Source organism: Mycobacterium pseudokansasii, from assembly GCF_900566075.1.
GTDB lineage: Bacteria > Actinomycetota > Actinomycetes > Mycobacteriales > Mycobacteriaceae > Mycobacterium > Mycobacterium pseudokansasii.
The window spans coordinates 5,079,478-5,100,473 of the sequence record NZ_UPHU01000001.1; the positions used below are offsets into that span (position 1 = coordinate 5,079,478).

16 protein-coding genes are annotated in these 20,996 nt (G+C 66.4%); 7 read left to right on the top strand and 9 right to left on the bottom strand.

From position 1 onward, the window contains the following. Positions 1 to 55: 55 nt before the first annotated feature. Positions 56 to 1,429, top strand: coding sequence for an HNH endonuclease signature motif containing protein (locus EET10_RS22770; protein ID WP_122502520.1), 1,374 nt, complete (start codon positions 56 to 58; stop codon positions 1,427 to 1,429). Positions 1,430 to 1,547: 118 nt separating this feature from the next. Here the strand turns inward: EET10_RS22770 and EET10_RS32025 are convergent, their stop codons facing one another. From EET10_RS32025 to EET10_RS22795, 6 genes are all read right to left on the bottom strand, one after another. After that, a complete protein-coding gene (locus tag EET10_RS32025) occupies positions 1,548 to 2,255 on the bottom strand; it encodes a PE-PPE domain-containing protein (protein ID WP_321191459.1) in 708 nt (235 codons plus the stop codon). Next, positions 2,252 to 3,142, bottom strand: a complete 891-nt coding sequence (locus EET10_RS32030) for a PE-PPE domain-containing protein (RefSeq protein ID WP_321191460.1) — start codon at positions 3,140 to 3,142, stop codon at positions 2,252 to 2,254. Before EET10_RS32030 ends, EET10_RS32025 begins: the two co-directional genes overlap by 4 nt. Next, complete coding sequence (locus EET10_RS32035) at positions 3,084 to 3,353, bottom strand: PE family protein (RefSeq protein ID WP_321191461.1); 270 nt, start codon at positions 3,351 to 3,353, stop codon at positions 3,084 to 3,086. Before EET10_RS32035 ends, EET10_RS32030 begins: the two co-directional genes overlap by 59 nt. Positions 3,354 to 3,672: 319 nt before the next feature. After that, positions 3,673 to 5,592, bottom strand: coding sequence for a PE family protein (locus EET10_RS22785; RefSeq protein WP_063467937.1), 1,920 nt, complete (start codon positions 5,590 to 5,592; stop codon positions 3,673 to 3,675). A gap of 261 nt (positions 5,593 to 5,853) precedes the next feature. Further along, positions 5,854 to 7,782 (bottom strand): fumarylacetoacetate hydrolase family protein, encoded by a 1,929-nt coding sequence (locus EET10_RS22790; RefSeq protein WP_063467936.1) that lies wholly within the window; start codon positions 7,780 to 7,782, stop codon positions 5,854 to 5,856. Continuing rightward, positions 7,779 to 10,094, bottom strand: a complete 2,316-nt coding sequence (locus tag EET10_RS22795; protein ID WP_036402047.1) for an ATP-dependent DNA ligase — start codon at positions 10,092 to 10,094, stop codon at positions 7,779 to 7,781. Before EET10_RS22795 ends, EET10_RS22790 begins: the two co-directional genes overlap by 4 nt. A gap of 22 nt (positions 10,095 to 10,116) precedes the next feature. Here EET10_RS22795 and EET10_RS22800 point away from each other — a divergent pair, with 22 nt between their 5' ends. The 4 genes from EET10_RS22800 to EET10_RS22815 all read left to right on the top strand — a co-directional run bounded on the left by EET10_RS22800 (position 10,117) and on the right by EET10_RS22815 (position 15,651). Next, positions 10,117 to 11,040, top strand: coding sequence for a carbohydrate kinase family protein (locus tag EET10_RS22800; protein ID WP_036402049.1), 924 nt, complete (start codon positions 10,117 to 10,119; stop codon positions 11,038 to 11,040). Positions 11,041 to 11,194: 154 nt separating this feature from the next. Continuing rightward, positions 11,195 to 12,085 carry a non-homologous end joining protein Ku gene (gene ku / locus EET10_RS22805; protein ID WP_036402062.1) on the top strand — a complete coding sequence of 297 codons (891 nt, stop codon included), beginning with the start codon at positions 11,195 to 11,197 and terminating at the stop codon, positions 12,083 to 12,085. A gap of 48 nt (positions 12,086 to 12,133) precedes the next feature. Next, positions 12,134 to 13,261, top strand: a complete 1,128-nt coding sequence (gene pstS, locus EET10_RS22810; RefSeq protein WP_036402064.1) for a phosphate ABC transporter substrate-binding protein PstS — start codon at positions 12,134 to 12,136, stop codon at positions 13,259 to 13,261. Positions 13,262 to 13,530: 269 nt separating this feature from the next. Beyond that, a complete protein-coding gene (locus tag EET10_RS22815; protein WP_099187674.1) occupies positions 13,531 to 15,651 on the top strand; it encodes a serine/threonine-protein kinase PknD in 2,121 nt (706 codons plus the stop codon). Positions 15,652 to 15,675: 24 nt separating this feature from the next. Here the strand turns inward: EET10_RS22815 and pstA are convergent, their stop codons facing one another. From pstA to pstS (EET10_RS22830), 3 genes are read right to left on the bottom strand one after another with little or no spacing between them, the layout of a single operon-like run. Then, positions 15,676 to 16,623 (bottom strand): phosphate ABC transporter permease PstA, encoded by a 948-nt coding sequence (gene pstA, locus EET10_RS22820; RefSeq protein ID WP_051490439.1) that lies wholly within the window; start codon positions 16,621 to 16,623, stop codon positions 15,676 to 15,678. After that, on the bottom strand, positions 16,620 to 17,594 hold the full coding sequence (gene pstC, locus EET10_RS22825) for a phosphate ABC transporter permease subunit PstC (protein WP_036402069.1): 975 nt from the start codon (positions 17,592 to 17,594) through the stop codon (positions 16,620 to 16,622). Before pstC ends, pstA begins: the two co-directional genes overlap by 4 nt. Before the next feature lie 12 nt (positions 17,595 to 17,606). Beyond that, on the bottom strand, positions 17,607 to 18,722 hold the full coding sequence (gene pstS, locus EET10_RS22830; RefSeq protein ID WP_036402072.1) for a phosphate ABC transporter substrate-binding protein PstS: 1,116 nt from the start codon (positions 18,720 to 18,722) through the stop codon (positions 17,607 to 17,609). A 292-nt stretch (positions 18,723 to 19,014) separates the two neighbouring features. On the opposite strand from pstS (EET10_RS22830), the gene EET10_RS22835 reads away from it, so the two are divergent. Both EET10_RS22835 and EET10_RS22840 read left to right on the top strand, forming a co-directional pair. Beyond that, a complete protein-coding gene (locus tag EET10_RS22835; RefSeq protein WP_036402074.1) occupies positions 19,015 to 19,806 on the top strand; it encodes an SDR family oxidoreductase in 792 nt (263 codons plus the stop codon). 94 nt (positions 19,807 to 19,900) lie between these two features. Next, positions 19,901 to 20,980 carry an NAD(P)H-dependent amine dehydrogenase family protein gene (locus EET10_RS22840; protein WP_036402077.1) on the top strand — a complete coding sequence of 360 codons (1,080 nt, stop codon included), beginning with the start codon at positions 19,901 to 19,903 and terminating at the stop codon, positions 20,978 to 20,980. Positions 20,981 to 20,996 lie beyond the last annotated feature (16 nt).

A 20,996-nucleotide genomic window follows, 5' to 3' on the forward strand; every position in this document is an offset into this window, starting at 1 on the left:
TTTGGCAGTCACTTTCTGCCCGATTCTTGTCGGTGTCGGTCGATAGATTGCGGGTATGAGCTCGGGCGGTGTCGTGGATCGGCAGACGGTCACGGCGGTCTTTGGTGCACTCGATGCCGCGGTGGATAGGTTGGTGGATTTGAACTTTGATGCCTTGACCACCCCGGAGTGGTTGGCGTTGGTGGAGCGGTGTGAAAAGGTGCGCCGGCGGCTGCCGGTGGCTGAGCATCAGCTGATCAACAACCTGGCCCGCCAAGCCAGCACCGAAGAGCTAGGCGGCAAGCTGTCGCATGCGATCGCCGACTGGGCGCTGATCAGCCGCACCGAGGCCAGCCGGCGCATCAAAGCCGCCGCCGATCTGGGGCCGCGGCGCGGGCTGACCGGAGAACCGATCGCCCCGGTACTGGCCGGGGCCGTCGCCGCCCAACGCGACGGAAAATTGGGCGGCGAAAGCATCCACGTGATCCGACGTTTCTACCACCAGCTGCCGGGCTGGGTCGATCAAGCCACCCGCGAGCGCGCCGAAGCCCAGCTGGCCCGCCAAGGCAGCCAGTTTCGCCCCGAACAGTTAGCGGGGTTGGCCGACACCCTCGCTGATTGTCTCAATCCCGACGGCACCTACCGCGACGAGGACCGCGCCCGCCGCCGCGGCCTGACCTTAGGCAGCCAGCAAGCCGATGGCATGTCGGAGCTGCGTGGGCTGATCACCCCCGAGCTGCGCGCCACCGTCGAAGCCGTGCTGGCCACACTGGGTGCCCCCGGCATGTGCAACCCCGAATCGAAAACCCCCTGTGTGGAGGGCACCCCCAGTCAAGCCGCCATCGACACCGACACCCGCTCAGCGGCCCAACGCAACCACGACGGGCTGCTGGCCGGGCTGCGCGGCCTGCTGGCGTCGGGGGAGTTGGGTCAGCACAACGGCCTACCCGCGACGATCATCGTGTCCACCACACTGGCCGAACTGGAAGCCGCTGCCGGACAAGGACTCACCGGCGCCGGCACCCTGCTGCCGATGAGCGATGTGATCCGGCTGGCCCGCCACGCCCGGCATTATCTCGCGGTTTTCGACGGCGGTAAGGCGTTGGCGCTGTATCACAGCAAACGGCTGGCCTCACCGGGGCAGCGAATCGTGTTGTATGGCAAGGAGCGCGGGTGCAGCGCGCCGGGTTGTGACGTCAAGGGCTACTTCTGCGAGGTCCACCACGTCATCCCCTACGCCCAATCACCCACCACCGACGTCAACCAACTCACCTTCGCCTGCGGCGGCCACCACCCACTAGCCGACAAAGGCTGGAGCACCCGCAAAAACACCCACGGCGACACCGAATGGACACCCCCACCACATCTCGACCGCGGCCAACCCCGCACCAACACCATGCACCATCCCGAAAAACTCCTCCACGCAGACGAAGACGACGAGACGGAGTAGCTTTGTCGACCTTGGGGGCTCAGCCATTCGGCAGGAACGCAGAAATCGCCTCGCCAGTGCCGATACGTTGCGATGCATCCAATCATGTTGTTCGCCAACGTGATCGCGCTACCAGCGGTTACAACGGAGTAGGTGGTGGATGCCACGCTCCGGTGAGGACCAGGAGTTCGTAACCCGCTAACAGCGTCACCAGTCCCGCGGTAGCGGCGATCGGCATTCCGATCGCGTTGATAAGCCCCTCGATGGGAGCGCCGTTGGCAGCCTGCAGGATTCCGTTCAAGAATAGGTTGACGTCGTAGGACGGCAGGGAGGTGAGCAGGGCGGTTCCAATCCCAATTGTCGGCTGCACCGTCGCGTAGGCGTTGGTTACCGCGTTGGTGAAGGCGTTGGTGATATCGGTGTTCGCCGCTTGCAGAGCCATGATGAATTTGTCGATCGGCGATCCCGAGGATATTGCGGTGGCTAAGGATTCGAGCCCCGACAGCGGATTTGACGAAAGCGCCTGGGAGACATCCAGCAGCGACAACCCGGACAGCGACGCCCATCCCTGGGTTGCCAGGGCGCCGAGGTCGCTGCCGGCGCCGGTGATTCCCTGCTGCGTACCGGTGACCAGATGCGCCAGGACAGTCTGCGGATCGACGGGCGGAAACAGGCCGAACGGGGTGGGCACATCGGCCGGACCGGTCGAGTAGCCGTGGGCCGGGTCGCCGTAGCCGAGGTTGACCAGCACGCGCAGATCCGGTTCGACCAGATCCGCAATCGTGTTGCCCAGCAACGGAATTTGGCGGACCGGCTTCAACATGGGCAGATGCGGGATGGTGATCATCGAGTAGGCGGTATTGCCGGTATAGCCCTGAGAGGTCGGCAGCTGAACCAGGTTGTACCCAGGGGAAGCGCCGACGGGTCCAGGAATGGATACAGGCCGTGCACGTAGTACAGGCCCGCGAAGGCGTTGATGTCGGACAGGATGTTGATCGGATACCGCGGCCAATCGGCGATGCCGTCGTATTCGAGCGTGTAAATGTGTGTCGGCCGGACCGTGTTCGAGGGTGTCGCGCCGTAGAACGTCTGACCCAGGCTCGGCAGTGTCAGACCCGCGAAACGCTCGAACAGACCGCCATTGGGATTCATCGGATCACCCAGGAGTACGAAGCCTAGTTCGCTTGCCGTCGGCGGGATAGGCATTGCTGCGAGCTTCTGCATTTCCAGCGACGCGATGATGGCGCCCTGCGAGATACCTTGAACCACAACGGGAGTTCCACCTGGCTGGATCAACCCATGCTGCCCCACACCGGTCCCCACCAGGGTGTCGTGCAGAATTGAAACTCCCTGTGCTACCGACTCGTCCAGTGTCAGCACGGTGGCCCCGGTCAGCGGGTACAAGCCCGCGGGGGTCCACAGACCCAGCGCGTTGGCTAGGTTGCCGCCGGGAAAGTTCGGCACGACATAGCTTCCGAAAACGGTCTTCATGTAGTCCGCGCTGGGCACCGGGATGCCGCTGCCCGAGATGAACGCCGTCACGTAGTTGGCGGGGAACACAAACGGAGGCGTGGCCGCGGCCGTTGCACTCAACGGCATCGCGCCGCCGCCCGTCGGGCCGGCCAGGTTGCCGGCGAGTGCGCCCGCGGCCGCGGCCTCGGCCTGTGTGTAGGCGTTACCGGCGGCCGCCAGTGCCTGGGCAAACACGCCGTGGAAGGCCTCGACCTGCCGCATCACCGCCTGGTATCCCTGGGCGTATTCGTTGAACAGTGTCTTCGTTGAACAGCGTCGCTGTGGCTGCAGGCACCTCGTCGGCCGCTGCGGCCAGCACACCGGATGTCCGGCTCGCCGCGGCCGCATTGGCTTCGTTGATCACCGAACCCAAATCCACGACATCCGCGGCCACCGCTGCCGTCGACTCCGGGGGCGTGAGCACGTAAGCCATCGGCTGATTCCTCCCGCCCTCGTGTCCTGCCGCCTCGAACCGGTGCGGTCATACCGACGTCAACGCACCACCGCGACAGCGTAGAGCGAGGCTGCGCGCTCTGTCCGGCATTTGCGGGGGTGCGTCGATGGTGGCGATCGGGGCCCAACGATCGAGCCAACGAGACCCCTCACCGACGGCTCGGCACCGGGCAAGCGCTACCTTGACCAAACCCGCACCCAGGTGGTGGTCACCAAGCCCGGTGCCAGGCCGTTATGCATCGGTCACAACACGTGGTCAAACCGCTGCCGGCTAGCGACAGGCTTGCGCACTCGATAGGTCACATGCCGGCCTTGCCGGACGTTCCGTCGACGCCGACCAATGACCCACCACTGCCGCCTTTGCCGCCGCCACCGCCGGCCCCGGAAGTAGTTCCAAACCCGCCGTTACCGCCGTTACCGCCATTACCGCCGTCGCCGATGAACTTCGCGTTGCCGCCGTTGCCGCCGTTACCGCCGGTGCCGCCGGGCACCAAGGATCCGACTCCGCCGGTGCCGCCGGTCCCGCCTGCCCCGCCGTCGCCGTACAGCAGGCCGCCGGCTCCGCCGTTGCCGCCGTTACCGCCGTTACCGGCCGGAGTGGTGCCCACGTTGAAGAAGCTACCGCTGCCACCTGCTCCACCGTGCCCACCATGGCCGATCAGCCACCCACCGTTGCCACCGTTGCCGCCGTTGCTTCCGCTCTCGCCGGCTACCGTCCCGCTTGCGCCGGCCCCGCCGTTGCCGCCGTTGCCGAATAGCCCGCCGTTACCGCCGTCAGCACCCGCCGAGTTGAGGCTGGTCGCGCCGTCTCCGCCGTTGCCGAACAGCCATCCGCCGTCAGCTCCGTTCACCAACATTCCATTTTGCGACCCCGCGCCGGCGTTGCCGCCGTTGCCGATCAGCAGCCCTGCCCTGCCGGGTGTGCCGCCGTGGCCACCTGTGACGGCGGAGCCACCGTCACCGCCGCTGCCGAAGAGCCACCCGGCATTTCCGCCATTGCCGCCGATGCTGTTGGGGATAATGTCGCTGCCGCCGCCGCCGCTGCCACCGTCGCCGAACAGCCACCCGCCGTTGCCGCCGTAGCCGCCGATACCACCGAATCCGCCGGGTCCGCCCCTGCCGATCAGTACGGCGTTGCCGCCGTTTCCGCCTTCGCCAACGCTGGCGCCGCCAATCCCGCCGTCGCCCATCAGCCACCCGCCGCGGCCACCGGCCCCACCGTTACCGCCAGAGCCCCCGGTGTCCCAGTTTCCACCGCTTCCGCCGACACCGCCGTAGCCAATCAGCCCGGCGTCGCCACCGGCCCCGGCGCGGCCGCCGGTGCCGCTGGCGGAGTCCCCGCCAAACCCACCAAGCCCGCCATAGCCGTTCAGCCAGCCTCCGGTTCCGCCATTGCCGCCCGCGCCACCAGTGCCGGTGGTGGCGCTCCCCCCCTCGCCACCAGAACCGCCGCTGCCGAACAGCCCGGCGTTGCCGGCGAGCCCGCCGTGTCCGCCGGTGCCGGTGGTGGCGCTCCCGCCGCCGCCGCCAGAACCGGCGCTGCCGAACAGCCCGGCGTTGCCGGCGGCCCCGCCGTGACCGCCGTTGCTGCCGGCGAAGGTGGTCGCACCGCCCCCACCGCCGGTCCCCCCGTTGCCTAAGAACAGCCCGCCGGCGCCGGCGTTGCCGCCAGCGCCGCCAGCGCCGGTGGCACTACTACCGCCGGCCCCGCCGTGACCGCCGTTGCCGATCAATCCGGCAGCGCCGCCGTCACCGCCCGCCAGCCCGCTGCCCGCCGCTTGGCTGTAGCCTTTGCCGCCGTCGCCGAGAAGCCAGCCGCCGGCCCCGCCGTTGGGGTTCGCCGCCGTACCATCGGCTCCGTTGCCGATCAGCGGGCGCCCCAGCAGCACCTGGGTGGGCTCATTGATCGCGTTGAACAGGGCCTGAATCGGCGATGCATTGGCGGCCTCGGCGGCCGCGTACGCGCCCGCTCCGGCGTTCAGGGTCTGCATGAATTGGGCGTGAAAGCTCGCGGCTTGAGCGCTGAGGGCCTGGTAGGCCTGGGCGTGCGTGTTGAACAGTGCCGAAACGGCCGCAGATACCTCATCGGCGCCGGCGGCCAGCACCGACGTCGTCGGGAACGCTGCCGCCGCATTCGCCACGTGGATGGTTGAACCGATATTGGCCAGATCTGAAACCGCCGCCTCCAGCATCTCCGTACTTGCGACTACGAATGACATCTGTGTCCTCCCCAAATCGAGCGGCTTCCGGCTGGTGTCACTCGGTCGGATCTGGTGACAACCTGACGTTAGGGGACAGTAACGCGACTGTGCGGCGGGTTTCGCACTTTCGGACATGATTGTTCGCCAGAACAACGAAGCCCGCCGCGGGCGTGACGCTTCCGCCCGGCCGCTGGCCGACCGAGTGCGCCCACGCGCGGCCAGCGTTCCGAACCGGGGCGCCGCGTGATCGTGGCGGCCCAGTTCTTTTCGCGCGCAACGCTATCGGTTGGCCAACCACTCGGCCTGCATGGTCAGCAGCCCCAGCAACTCCTGCCGCGGGGTGGCCGGATCGAGTTCGCGGTATCGCTGATAGATGTTCACGACCACCCGTTCGGAGTCCAGCCAGGTCGCGTACTCGCCGAGGTCGATGGTGTCGACGGCCTCGACGAACGACAACCCCTTGCGGTAGGCGGCTTCGGCTTGTTCGCTGATGTGTACGAGATAGCCACGGACAGCACGGATTCCGTCGGAGTCGGTGATTGGGCCGTGGCCGGGCACCACGACGGACGGCTCCAGCGCGATCATCGCGTCGCAGGCCGCGATCCAGTTGGCGATCGGGCCGGCCCAGACAATCGGCGTGCAGCCGATGAACAGCAGGTCCCCGGCGAAGAGCACACCGGCGTCGGGCACGTGCACCACCGAGTCGGCTGCGGTGTGGGCGGGTCCGAGGTTCAGCAGTTCGACTCGCCGCCCGCCGACCTCGATAGTCAACTGACGGTCGAAGGTCTGGTCGGCGTTGCGTACCGTGATGCCACCGAAGTCGAAGTGCCCGAAGCGGTCTCGCGCATAGCCGGTGGCGACCGGGCCGAGGTCGGCGGTTTGCAGCCGGGCCAGCATCTCCGGGTGCATGCCGTGCGCGATCTCCTCGGCCGTGCCTTGGGCGGCGATGATCCGTACCGAGGGATCCAACAGTTGGTTGCCGTGGGTGTGGTCACCGTTGGAGTGGGTGATCAGCGCGTCGGTGATGGGCGCACGATCGGTGATCGGCTTCATCGCGTCCAGCATCTCGCGGGTCAGCGCGAGGTCGAACAGCGTGTCCACCAACAGCGATGCCCCGTCGCCGGCGACCAGCCCGGCGTTGCTCCAGCCGTACCCCCCGTCCGGCAGCGTCCACGCCCATACCAGGTCGGCGACTTCATGGAGGCCCCGCGTGTAGGGCACCCGCGCCGGGGCCCGATTGACCCGGGCCGGCGCCGTCGGCGCGTCGGGGTTGCGCCGGGGCGTCAGCGGATGCGGCGCTTTACTGACACGCACGGTCTGGCGCGTCTCGCCAAGTCCCTCGGCGCGCAGGGTCACCACGTCGCCGTCGTGCAGCCAACCCGGGAACGACTCAAGGGCACCCAGGTGCTCCACCAGCGTGCAGGTGGGCACCGTGCCGGAGCCGAACACGTCGCCGGGTCGCAGCAGCACCCCGCGGGAGGCATAGGAAATCACCTCGCCGAACGTCCAGTCCATCGCCCCGGTCGAACCCGAGCCGATCACCGTGTCGTTGACCCACGCGGTGACCTGCAGGTGCAGCCTGCCGTCGCGGCGGTACGGCTCCAGCTCGTCCGGGGTGACCAGATACGGGCCGAGGGTGACTCCGCTGTCTTTTCCCTTGGCCTGTCCGATCCGCAGCTGGCCCTCCAGCATCTGCAGGTCGCGTGCCGACCAGTCGTTGAAAATCGTGTAGCCGACGATCGACTGTTCGGCCTGCTCGACCGTCAGGTCCTTGCCGCCGGTTCCGATCACCGCCGCGATTTCCAACTCGAAGTCCTGCCAGACACTTCCCGGTGCCGTCGGCGCGTCGTCGCAAGGTCCCAGAACCGTTGCCGGACAAGCGAAGTAGAACGCCGGGATGCGATACCAGGTGTCGGCGAGCACCCGGCCCCCGCCCAGGGCCTGCTGGCAATTGCGCATATGGTCCAGGAAGCACAGCGAGTCTCGGATCGACGGCGGACGCGGGATCGGCGGCGCCAGCGACACGTCATCGAGGCCGACCACCGCCGCCGGTGAGCGCAACGCAGCCTCGCCGGCCGCGCGCAGCCCGTCGGCGCCCCCGCCGAGCAGGTCGAGCAGCGCCGATCCCGGTGGCAGCGCATAGATCGTGTCGCCGGAGAGCACGCCGGCCCGTTCGCCGTCGTCGCTGCGGTAGGTCACCCACTTCATTCCCGCACCACCTCATTCGGGTCCTTGTCCGGCCGCAGCCCACGCCAACTCGTTTGACGCAGCCGATTGTCGGGGGTCCATTCGCTATAGCGCACCTCGCCCACCAGCCGCGGCTCAACGAACGTGACGCCCTTGGCCTCTCGCGCCGGAAGCGAAGCTCCGAAAGGATTTTCGTCGGTGTGCAGCGGCGCCAACGTCCTTTTCAGGTTGTCCAGGTCGCGTTCGGTGAAGCCCGTTCCGACCCGCCCGGCGAAAAGCAGCCCGGAAGGTCCGGGGATGCCCATCAGCAGCGAGCCGATGCCACTGCTGCGGCCCCCCTCCCCGGCGCGCCAGCCGCCGATGACGACGTCCTGGGTGTTCCAGTGCTTGTCCTTGACCCACGCTGCCGAACGCCGGCCCGGCTGATAACCGGAATCCCGGCGCTTGGCGATCACACCCTCCCAGCCACGTTTGCGCGAGTAAGCCATGGCCTCGGCTCCGTCGCCGGGCAGCAGCTCCGGAACGATGAGTTCACTTGCGCTGGCGAGGGTTTCCAGCAGCTTGCGCCGGTCCTGGTACTTGGCACGCAACAGCGAGCGGCCATCGAGGTAGAGCAGGTCGAACGCCCAGAACTCGATGCGGGTGGCCCGAACCCGGTTCTGCATTTCGTTGAAGCTGGGCACGCCGGCGGCGTCGAGTGCGACCACCTCCCCGTCGAGCACCACGTGGTGATCGGCGAGGTCTGCTGCCAGCGAACGCAATTGCGGATATTCCTTGGTGACGTCACGGCCACTACGGGAGCGCAGCCGCACGGCGCCGTGGTCGGCCTCCACCAGCAACCGGTAGCCGTCCCACTTGCCTTCGAAGGCCCACTGGCCCGCTTTGAGACGGTCCACCGAACCGTGTGTGGTGAGCATCGGAGCCAGGGTGTCGAAGTCGAAGGCCTGCTGGTCCTTCATGCGATGCGCCAGCCACTGGTCACCGCTGGTCTGGATCAGCGCGTACCGCCCGGAGATTCGCCTGCCGTGCAGGTTGACGATCACTTCTCCTTTTTCGGGTCCTTTTTCGGGTCCTTTTTCGGACCCTTTTTCGGCCCCGTCGCCGGAGTCGCGGAACTTCTCGGTGTCGTACGTGCCGGTGTCCCAGATGATCACCTTCCCGGCGCCGTACTCACCCCTCGGGATCGTGCCCTCGAATGCCGCATATTCCAGCGGATGATCTTCGGTGCGCACCGCAAGATGGTTCACCGAGGCGGTTTCCGGCAGGTTCTTCGGCACCGCCCACGACACCAGCACGCCATCGCGTTCCAGCCGGAAGTCGTAGTGCAGCCGGCGGGCGTGATGCTCCTGGATGACAAATGTATTGCCCTGGCCGACAACCGGTTTGGACCGAGGAACCGGTTCGGGGGTCTTCGACGCGTCGCGCATGCTGCGGTATTTGGTCAACCGGTCCGCTACGGCGGGCAGGTCGGCATCCAGCGACGCGAGCAGGTCCCCGTCGCGGGCTACCCGGGGCAGCACCTCGTCATAGCGCAGCTGGCGCAGCCCGGGGTCGTCCAGTTCGTCCCAGGTGCGGGGTGCGGCGACCGTCGGCTGGTCGCGCCCGCGCAGCGAATACGGGGCGATGGTGGTCTTGGATCCGTTGTTCTGGCTCCAGTCCAAGAACACCTTGCCCGCCCGCAGGCTCTTGGTCATGGTGGCGGTGACCAGCGTGGGCATCGCCTTCTCCAGCTGTTGCGCAACGCGTTTGGCCAGCACCGTGGCACCCCTGCTGCTCACCGGCTCATCCAGCGGTGCGTAGAGATGCAGGCCCTTGCTGCCGCTGGTCAGCGGGAAGACGGTCAGCCCGATATCGGCGATCAGCTCCCGGACCGCATGTGCGACCTCGACTAGCTGGGCCATGGTCACGCCCTCGCCCGGGTCCAGGTCGAACACCAATCGGGTAGCCGGTCCGGGCTTCAGCTCTTGCGCGCCACGTCGCGTCCATTCGGCGACAAACCGCCACTGCGGCACATGCACCTCGAGTGCCGCCTGCTGGGCTATCCAGGCAAGCCCCGTCGCGCTGTCGATGATCGGATAGATCGTGGTTCCGGACCGGTGCACGACGCTTGCCCGCGGCAGCCAGTCCGGCGCTGACGACGCCAGTTGCTTTTCGAAGAACGAAGGTTGGTCGACTCCGTTGGGCCAGCGCTTGCGGGTCGCCGGACGCCCGGCGATATGCGGCACCATCACCTCGGCGATGCGGGTGTAGTAGTCGAAGACGTCGCGCTTGGTGGTGCCGGTCGCCGGATAGAGCACCTTGTCCGCGTTGGTCAGCTTGACCGGCTGCTCCATACTGTCAACGTAACCTGTCGACATGGCGCGCGGTCTGGTGATCGGCGAAGCACTGGTCGACATCGTCGGCGGTCCGGTTGCCACGGAGCACGTCGGTGGCAGCCCGTTGAACGTCGCCGTCGGACTGGCAAGGCTGGGCCGCGATGTCGATCTGCTGACCCACTTCGGTGACGACGCGCACGGACGGCAGATTGCCGACTACGTCAAAGCTGCTGGGGCACAGCTTGTTCCGGGAAGCATCTGCGCGCAACGAACGCCCACCGGGGTGGTGACGATCGCCGCGGACGGCACGGCCAGCTATGTGTTCGATCTGGAATGGCAGCTTTCCGGTATACCGCCCGTCCCACCGCCGCTGTTCGTGCACACCGGATCCATCGCCGCCGTACGCGAGCCCGGGTGCCTGGCGGTCGCGGCGCTGCTCGACGCTTATCGGGTGTCGGCCACGGTCACCTTTGACCCCAACGTGCGCCCGTCGCTGACCGCCGAGGCGGACCTGGCCCGCGAACGCATCGAACGCCTGGTGGAGCGCAGTGACATCGTCAAGGCCAGCGACGAGGATCTGCGCTGGATCCATCCCACCCGCTCGCCGGAGCACACCGCCCGGACCTGGCTGGCGTCGGGACCGGCGATCGTCGCACTCACCAGGGGCGAGCAGGGGTCGGTCGCGTTCTGCGCGGCCGGCGAGGCCCGCGCGGCGGCCCGGCCGGTTCAAGTGATCGACACCGTCGGCGCCGGCGACGCTTACATGGCCGGCCTGCTCGACACGCTATGGGACCGGGGCCTGCTGGGTGCCGACCGGCGCGCACGACTGCGCCGGATCGGCGTCGACGAGCTGACGGCTGCGCTCGAGGTGGCGTCTGTAGCGTCGGCGCTGACCGTGACCCGCGCCGGCGCCGACCTGCCCGATCGAGCGGCGCTGCACGCTCAACTAGATTTGCTGCCTTAGCTTTTCAGCAGGACGCAGACGTCATCGGGACGGTGTTTTCGCAGCGAAGGCTCCGGACGCAACCGGCTCGACGCAGGCCGGCGGGGATCGCGCCAGGCGCCGAGTCGCCGTGGCGTCGCTGTTAACCGCCCCGCGTTGTGGGCATACTGACTCCATGCGCTCCATCTGGAAGGGCTCGATCGCCTTTGGGCTGGTGAACGTGCCGGTCAAGGTGTACAGCGCCACCGAAGACCATGACATCAAGTTTCACCAGGTCCACGCCAAGGACAACGGACGCATCCGGTACAAGCGGGTGTGCGAGGTGTGTGGCGAGGTGGTCGAATACGGCGACCTGGCGCGGGCCTACGAATCCGACGACGGCCAGATGGTGATCATCACCGACGACGACATCGCCACGTTGCCCGAGGAACGCAGCCGCGAAATCGAAGTCCTCGAATTCGTGCCCGCTAACGAAGTCGACCCGATGATGTTCGACCGCAGCTACTTTCTGGAACCGGACTCGAAGTCGTCGAAATCCTATGTGCTGCTGGCTAAGACGCTTGCAGAGACAGAACGGATGGCGATCGTGCATTTCTCCCTGCGCAACAAGACCCGGCTGGCGGCGTTGCGGGTCAAGGATTTCGGCAAGCGCGACGTCATGGTGGTGCATACGTTGTTGTGGCCGGACGAGATTCGCGACCCCGACTTCCCGATACTGGACAAGAAGGTCGAGATCAAACCGGCGGAGCTCAAGATGGCCGGCCAAGTGGTGCAGTCCATGGCCGAAGACTTCAACCCGGACCGCTACCGCGATACCTACCAGGAGCAGCTGCGGGAATTGATCGACGCCAAACTCGAAGGCGGAGAGGCGTTTACCACCGAGGAGCAACCGGCCGAACTGGACGAGACCGAAGACGTCTCCGATCTGCTCGCCAAACTGGAAGCCAGCGTCAAGGCGCGCTCGGACGACAAGAAACCACCGGCCGACAAGGCGGCCAAGAAGACACCGGCCAAGAAGACACCGGCGGCAAAGAAGGCCCCCGCGACACAAGCGTCCACGTCCTGACCCCGGGCTGTTGGCCTATGCTCGTCGTGCTGCCGAGAGGAGTATTCCGTGAAGTTCCCCCGACCTGGACGAACTCGAGCCGCGCTGAGCGTGCTACTGGTCAGCACTCTGGTCTTGGCAGCCTGCGGCGGTCATTCCGGTAACACGTCGTCGTCGACCGGATCCAGCACCCCCAGCGTCCCGGTGGACTGCGGCGGCAAGAAGAAGCTCCTGGCGGCGGGTTCGACAGCACAAAAGAACGCGATCGAACAGTTCGTGTATGCCTACATTCATGCCTGCCCCGGGCACACGCTGGACTACAACGCGAATGGCTCGGGCGCCGGCATGAAGCTCTTCCTGGGCAACCAGACCGATCTGGCGGGCTCCGATTCCCCGATGGATCCGGCGAAAGGCGAGCCGGACAAAGCCGCGGCGCGCTGCGGGTCGGAAGCGTGGGATCTGCCGGTGGTGTTCGGCCCGATCGCGGTCACCTACAACATCAACGGCGTCAGCACGCTCAAATTGGACGGCCCCACCTTGGCGAGGATCTTCAACGGCGCCATCAGCAGGTGGGACGACCCGGCGATCACCGCCCTCAACTCAGGTACCAGCCTGCCATCGACACCCATCCACGTCGTCTTCCGCAGCGACCAGTCCGGCACCACGGACAACTTCCAGAAATACCTCGACGCCGCGTCCAACGGCGCGTGGGGCAAAGGCACCGGCCAAACATTCAACGGAGGTGTCGGCGAAGGCGCCGCGGGCAATGACGGCACGTCCCAGGCGCTGAAGCGAACCGACGGCTCGATCACCTACAACGAGTGGTCCTACGCGGTGGGTCATCAACTGGACATGGCTCAGATCATCACCTCGGCCGGCCCCGATCCGGTGACGATCACCGCCGAGACCGTCGGCAAGACCATTGCCGGGGCCACGTTCAAGGGTCAGGGCAACGACTTGGTGGTGGACACGTCCTCGTTCTATCGGCCGACCAAGACCGGTGCCTATCCGATCGTGCTGGTGACGTACGAGATCGTCTGCTCGAAATATCCCGACGCGCCCACCGGTGCCGCCGTAAAAGCGTTTATGCAGGCGACAATTGGCGACGGCCAGATCGGCTTGGACGAGTACGGGTATATTCCGCTGCCCAGTTCTTTCCAATCGAAATTGATCCCGGTGGTCAACGCCATTGCCTGATCGGCCGTCACCCGTGGCGGGGCGATTGCGGCGCCGGTCCGGCCAGGCGGAATTATGCCGATCGCGGCACGAATCACCAAGTGTCGCAACGGTCTCGGCCGGCATCCGGTTTCGCCGTGGTAATGCAACCCGAATTTTATCCTGAGCCGCGGGTCAGAAATCACTGAGAGTACGCCCGATTTTGTTGTGTCCCCGGTCTTTGAGGATTTACCGTGTGTTAACCAACGATGTCCGGTGGATCGGCGGGCCGAACGAAGGGAGCGTCGACGGTGAGCGAGACCGAGCCGGGTTCGCGGGTTGGGTCGCGCTTCGGGCCTTACCAGTTGGTGCGGTTGATCGGTCGCGGCGGCATGGGCGAGGTTTACGAGGCCGAGGACACCCGCAAGAACCGGATCGTGGCGTTGAAGCTGATTTCGACGCAGTACTCCGAAAACCCGGTGTTTCGCGCGCGAATGCAGCGCGAGGCCGACACCGCGGGACGGCTGACGGAACCGCACATCGTGCCGATCCACGACTACGGCGAGATCGACGGCCAGTTCTATGTGGAGATGCGGCTCATCGACGGAGTATCCCTGCGCACGTTGCTCACCCAGTACGGTCCGCTCGCCCCGGCACGGGCAGTGGCCATCGTGCGGCAGGTCGCCGCCGCACTCGACGCCGCACACACCAGCGGGGTTACCCACCGCGACGTCAAGCCCGAAAACATCCTCGTCGCCGCCAACGACTTCGCCTATCTGGTTGATTTCGGCATCGCACGTGCCGCCCACGACCCCGGGCTGACCCAGAGCGGTATGGCCGTGGGCACCTACAACTACATGGCCCCGGAACGATTCACCGCCGACGACATCACCTACCGCGCCGACATCTACGCGCTGGCTTGCGTTTTGGGGGAATGTCTGACCGGGGCGCCCCCCTACCGGACCGACAGCGTCGAACGGTTGATCGCCGCACATCTCATGGAGCCGCCGCCACGGCCCAGCGTGCTACGACCCGGCCGAGTACCGCCGGCTCTGGACGAGGTGATCGCCAAGGGCATGGCGAAGAATCCCCAGGAGCGCTATATGAGCGCGGGCGACCTGGCGATCGCCGCACACGATGCGCTCACCATGCCCGAACAGCGCCAGGAAGCCACCATCCTGGAGCGGGGCGACAACGCGACGCTGATCGCCAATGCGGGTTTCGGCGGCGCGTGGACCAACTACACCGGTGCGGGTCCCCAGCCCCAGCCTCAACCCCAACTACAGCCCCCGCCGCCGATCGCTCCTCGACCGCGGTACCCCACCGAAGACGAGACCGCGGTCCGGCCGGTGCCGCCCAGCCTCCAGGGATGGCGATCCAAACCACACACTTCCGACCAACGGACCCAGGCTGCCCCCGTCGTCACCGGCACCGGTTGGCCCAGCCAGCCCGGGCTGTCCCCCGTCGGCCCGGGGCCCGCCGGCCAGGGTGCCGGTTCCGCGGGCTTACCGTCGTTCAGCCAGCCGTCGCAACCTCAACCCACGAGCCAGCCACGCAACAAGCGCAAGACGTGGACCGTCGCGGCCGTCATCGCGGCCGTCATCCTGGTGGCGGCCGGCATCAGCGAGTTCGTGGCCACCAGACCGAAAGGCTCGACACCACCGCAGGGTCAGGTGGTGCTGCCGTTCAACGGGCTCAACTTCCGCTTCTCCCCGGGCGGGGTCGCGGTCGACGACCAGGGCACCGTGTACGTCACCAACCAAACCATGTACGGCCGGGTGGTGACGCTGCCGGCGGGCTCCAGCACGCCGACCGTGAAACCGTTCAACGGGCTGTACGAGCCGCAGGGCCTGGCCGTCGACGGCTCCGGCACCATCTACGTCAGCGATTTCAACAACCGGGTGGTGTCGTTGGCGGCCGGGTCGAATCGCCAGGTCGAGCTGCCCTTCAGCGGACTGAACTATCCCGAGGGCATCGCAGTGGATGCCCAGGGCGGCGTATACGTCGCCGACCGGGGCAACAACAGGGTGGTGAAGTTGGCGGCCGGCTCGACCAGCCAGACGGTGCTGCCGTTCAACGGTCTGAAGAACCCCGACGGTGTGGCCGTGGACACCGACGGGAATGTATATGTCACCGACACCGACAACAATCGGGTGGTAAAGCTGGAAGCGGGCACCAGCAATCAATCCGTATTGCCGTTCACCGGCCTGACCGCTCCGTGGGGTATCACCGTGGACGGTGCCGGCAACGTCTACGTCACCGAACACGACAACAACGCGGTGGCGAAGTTGCCGGCCGGGGCAACCGCTTCCACCGAGCTGCCGTTCACCGGACTCAACACGCCGCTGTCGGTTGCGGTCGACAAGAATGGCAACGTCTACGTTGCCGACCGCGGCAACGGCAGGGTGCTGAAACTCGCCCAGGGTTCGTAGGCAGGCCGGGCGCGCCGATGGCCGCTACCGACCGACCATGAGGCGAATCCCCGCCCGGATCACGCCGATCGTCGACGCTCGGGTGGACACGAAGCGGATCCCCGCCGCGACCACGTTGATTACCGCCACCAGGATGATCAGCGTCAGCGCGGCACCCCACACTCGCAGGAAGCCGGCGTGTTCGGGGTTGGTGAGTTCGGTGTAGATCAGCAACGGCAGCGAGGCCATGTTGCCGTTGAAGATGTCGAGGTTGATCGAGCGGCTGTAGCCGACCAGCACCAGCACCGGGGCGGTCTCGCCGATGATGCGCGCCAGCGCCAGCAGCACACCGGACACAATGCCCGGCATTGCGATCGGAACGACGATGCGCACGATCGTCTTCCATTTCGGAACGCCCAACGCATAACTGGCTTCGCGCAGCTCGTCGGGAACCAACCGCAGCATCTCCTCGGTAGAGCGCACCACCACCGGCAGCATCAACAAGACCAGCGCCAACGACACCGCGAAGGCGCTCTGCTGAAATCCCAGGGTGGCGATCCACAGACTGAAGATGAACAGCGCCGCCACAATCGAAGGGACCCCGGCAAGGACGTCGACCATGAACGTGGTCACCCGCGCCATCCGGCCGGTGCCGTATTCGACCAGGTAGATCGCGGTCATCAGGCCCAGCGGCACGGCCAGCACGGCCGCCACCCCGGCCTGCACCAATGTCCCGTACAGCGCGTGGTACACGCCCCCGGCGAACTCCTCCGGCAGCACGCCGCGCAGCGAATGAGTCCACCAGTCCAGCCGGATAATGGCATACCAGCCGCGCTCGATCACCACCCACAACAACCAGACCAGTGGCACCAACGCGATGGCGAACGAGCTGAAGAACACCACGGTCGCCAGGCTGTTCTTGATCCGCCGCGCCAGGCTCAGCGGACGGAACACCACCGCTTTGACCGGCCGGTCGAGGGCGTCGATGCTCATCCGTTGACCTTTCCGCCGGCCACGGCACGCGCGGCGGCGTTGACCACGAAGGTCAGGACGAACAGCGCAAACCCGGCCGAGATGTAGGCGCCGGTCGGCAGCGGCTCGCTGAACTCGGACGCCGCGGAGGCGATCTTGGACGCAAACGTGTAACCGCCGTCGAACAGCGACCAGTTTCCGGGCCGGGCCGCCGACCGCAAGATGATCAGCACCGCCACGGTTTCGCCCAGCGCACGCCCCAACCCCAGCATCGACGCGGCGATCACGCCGCTGCGGCCGAACGGCAGCACGGTCATCCGCACCACCTCCCATTTCGTCGCGCCCAATGCCTGGGCCGCTTCGATCTGGATAAGCGGCGTCTGCCGGAACACTTCCCGGGATACCGAGGTGACGATCGGCAGGATCATCACCGCCAACACGATCCCCGCCGTGAAGATGGTGCCCCCACCGGCCAGCGAAACGTTTCCCTTCTTGAACAAGAACAGCCAGCCAAGGTTACGGTTGAGAAAATCTGCGACCGGCTCCAACTTTGGCGCCAGCACAAAGATTCCCCACAACCCGAACACGATCGACGGCACCGCGGCCAGCAGATCCACGATCGCGCCGAACGGACGCGACAACCTTCTGGGCGCATATTGAGTCAGGAACACCGCGATCCCGACCGCAACCGGTACGGCCAGCACCAGCGCGGTTATCGAACTGAGCACCGTGACCATGAACAGGTCACGGATGCCGAACGCCAACTTCTCGTCGTCGGCCGTGTTGAATTCGGCGCTGGTGAAGAAATTCACGTGGTTGGCGCGCAACGATGGGACGGCACGAAGCAACAGGAATACCGCGATCAGCAGGATTGCGATCACGATCGTCAATCCGGCGGCCGATGCCGCCAACCTGAACAGCCGGTCCGCCCGCCGCGACGCGCGCGCGTCGACCTCTACCAGCGCAGGCTTGGCCAGCGGGCCTCGGACCACGTCGACCCCAGATCAGGCGATGGCGTTCACCGCGGTCGACAACCTCGACTTGAACCCGTCCGGAATAGGGATATAGCCGTTGTCGGCCAGCCCATTCTGACCGGCGCCGATGGTCGACTGCAGGAACGCTTTCACCGCGGTACCGACTTGGGAGTCAGGGTACTTGGAACAGACAATTTCGTAGGTAGCCAGCACGATCGGGTAAGAACCGGGCTGCGTCGGCCGGTAGAACGACACCGTGTCCAGCACCAGGTCGTTGCCCTGTCCCTTGATCGTGGCTCCCGCGATCGTCTTTCCTACCGACTCGGCGCTGATCGACACCGCTTCGGGACCGGCCGTGGTGACGATCTTGGCCATGTTCAGGCGCTGCGCCTGAGCGAACGACCACTCGTTGTAGGTGATGGACCCTTCGGTGCCCTTCACCGCGGCCGATGTGCCGTCGTTGCCCTTGGCGCCCTCGCCGACACCGCCTGCGAATGCCTTTCCGGCGCCCTTGCCCCACGCGCCGTTGGAGGCGGCGTCAAGGTAGCGCTGGAAGTTGTCCGTGGTGCCGGACTCGTCGCTACGGAACACCACGTGGATGGGGGTCGCGGGCAGGTTGGTGCCCGAGTTGAGGGCCTGGATCGCCGGATCGTTCCAGGTGGTGATGGTGCCGTTGAAGATCTTTGCCAGGGTGGGACCGTCCAGGTTCAACGAGCTGACACCGCTGATGTTGTAGGTGACCGCGATCGGACCGAACACCACCGGCAGATTCCACGCCGGCGAGCCGCCGCAGCGCTGTTGCGCCGCCGCGGCCTCGTCCTTGCTCAGCGGTGAATCCGAACCACCGAAATCGGTTTGGTTCCCGTTGAATTCGCTGATTCCGGCACCCGAACCATTGCCCGTGTAGTTGAGCGTCTGACCCGGGCAGGCCTGCTCGAATGCCTTGACAAAGCGCGTCATCGCGTTGGCCTGGGCCGTGGACCCGCTGGCCTTGAGTGTCTTCTTCCCGCCGCAGTTCACGTTGCCCGACGATTGGCCTGCCGCCGAGCCGCCCCCGCTCGGGTTGTTGTCGCTGCCGCACCCCGACAAGAGCAGAGCGCCCGAAGCCAGGATACTCAGCGTGGCGCCAAATCCGTTGAGTTTCAATTCAATTCCTAACGGTAGACATTCGCCGGACCGCACTTGGCCACGGCCCGCAAACCAGCCGCTTTCCTCGCAGCCACGAGGCTACCGTAACAATCGGCAGTCTTAAACCAGTTCATCAGTCAGCCGCCGTGCAGACACATGGCGTTCGTCTAACCCGACCGGGCCGATCGGGGTATCCGGAGCCGTTACATCTTTGCGCCGCTGTGAGAAAGTAGAACCCGTTCCAGAAATACCTGCAGCCCAGACGGCGAGGGTCGCTGCCGTCTCGGCCGACAACTGAAGCGAGGCCGCAGTGATCCTCGACAGGTTTCGTCTCGACGGCAAAGTCGCCGTCATCACCGGAGGTGGCCGCGGCCTGGGCGCGGCTATCGCGTTGGCTTTCGCCGAGGCCGGCGCCGACGTGGTCATCGCCTCGCGAACGCGATCCCAGCTGGACGAGGTCGCCGAAGGGGTGCGCGCCATCGGGCGGCGCGCCCACGTCGTTGCGGCCGACCTGGCCCATCCCGAGGTCACCGCGGAGCTGGCCGGTCAGGCGGTCGAGGCGTTCGGAAGACTGGACATCGTCGTCAACAACGTCGGCGGCACCATGCCCAACACGTTGCTGACCACCTCCACCAAGGACCTCAGGGACGCTTTCACCTTCAACGTCGCCACCGCCCACGCGCTCACCGTCGCGGCCGTGCCGCTGATGCTGGAGCACTCGGGCGGCGGCAGCATCATCAACATCACCTCGACCATGGGCCGGCTCGCCGGACGTGGTTTCGCCGCCTACGGCACCGCCAAGGCCGCCCTGGCCCACTACACCCGGCTGGCGGCCTTGGATCTGTGTCCACGCATCCGGGTCAACGCGATCGCCCCGGGGTCGATCCTCACCTCCGCGCTGGACGTGGTGGCCGCCAACGACGAGCTGCGCGCGCCGATGGAGCAGGCCACACCGCTGCGCCGGCTCGGCGATCCCGTCGACATCGCCGCTGCCGCAGTGTATTTGGCATCGCCCGCGAGCAGCTTTCTGACCGGCAAGACGTTGGAGGTCGACGGCGGCCTCACTCGCCCCAACCTGGACATCCCCGTCCCGGACCTGTAAGCCCGTGACCCGCGAGCAGCCGCAAAAGCCCCGACACGCCCGGCGTGTCGAGCGCTTTTGCGGCTGCTCGCGGTCCAACCCGTAAGGAGCCAGCATGCCCATACCCGTCGTCCAGCTCGGCACCGGCAACGTCGGCATTCATTCGCTGCGGGCGCTCATCACCAACCCGGCCTACGAGCTCACCGGGGTGTGGGTGTCGTCGGAAGCGAAGGCGGGAAAGGACGCCGCCGAGCTCGCCGGATTCACCCAAGCCACCGGCGTCAAGGCCAGCACCGACCTGGACGCGGTACTGGCGAGCGGACCGCAGTGCGCCGTCTACAACGCGATGGCCGACAACCGGCTCTCCGAGGCGCTGGACGACTATCGGCGGGTCCTGGCGGCCGGGGTGAACGTCGTCGGCAGTGGACCGGTTTTCCTGCAGTACCCGTGGCAGGTAATTCCCGACGAGCTCGTCAAGCCCCTGGAAGATGCTGCGCGCGAAGGTAATTCGAGCCTCTATGTCAGCGGCATCGACCCGGGTTTCGCCAACGACCTGCTGCCGCTGGCACTGGCCGGCACCTGCCAGAGCATCGAGCAAATCCGTTGCATGGAGATCGTCGACTACGCCACCTATGACAGTGCCGTGGTCATGTTCGACGTGATGGGATTCGGCAAGCCGATCGACGAGATTCCGATGCTGCTGCAGCCCGGTGTGCTGAGTTTGGCGTGGGGTTCGGTGGTGCGCCAGCTTGCTGCCGGCCTTGGCCTTTCGGTCGGCGTCGTCGAGGAGATGTACGTCCGGGAACCGGCTCCGGAGGCCTTCGACATCGCCGCGGGTCACATTCCCCAAGGCAGTGCCGCCGCCCTGCGGTTCGAGGTGTTGGGTCTGGTCGACGGCGCACCCGCCGTGGTACTCGAACACGTCACCCGGCTGCGCGAAGACCTGTGCCCGGATTGGCCGCAGCCCGCACAGCCGGGCGGCTCGTATCGCATCGAGATCACCGGCGAACCTTCCTACGCCGTGGACATCTGTCTGAGCAGCCGCCACGGCGACCACAACCATGCCGGACTGGTCGCCACGGCGATGCGGCTGGTCAACGCGATCCCGGCGGTGGTGGCCGCCGAACCGGGTATCCGCACGACGCTCGACCTGCCCTTGATCACCGGTAAGGGCCTATACGCCGCGGGTGACTGATCGGACCGCGCGCGGT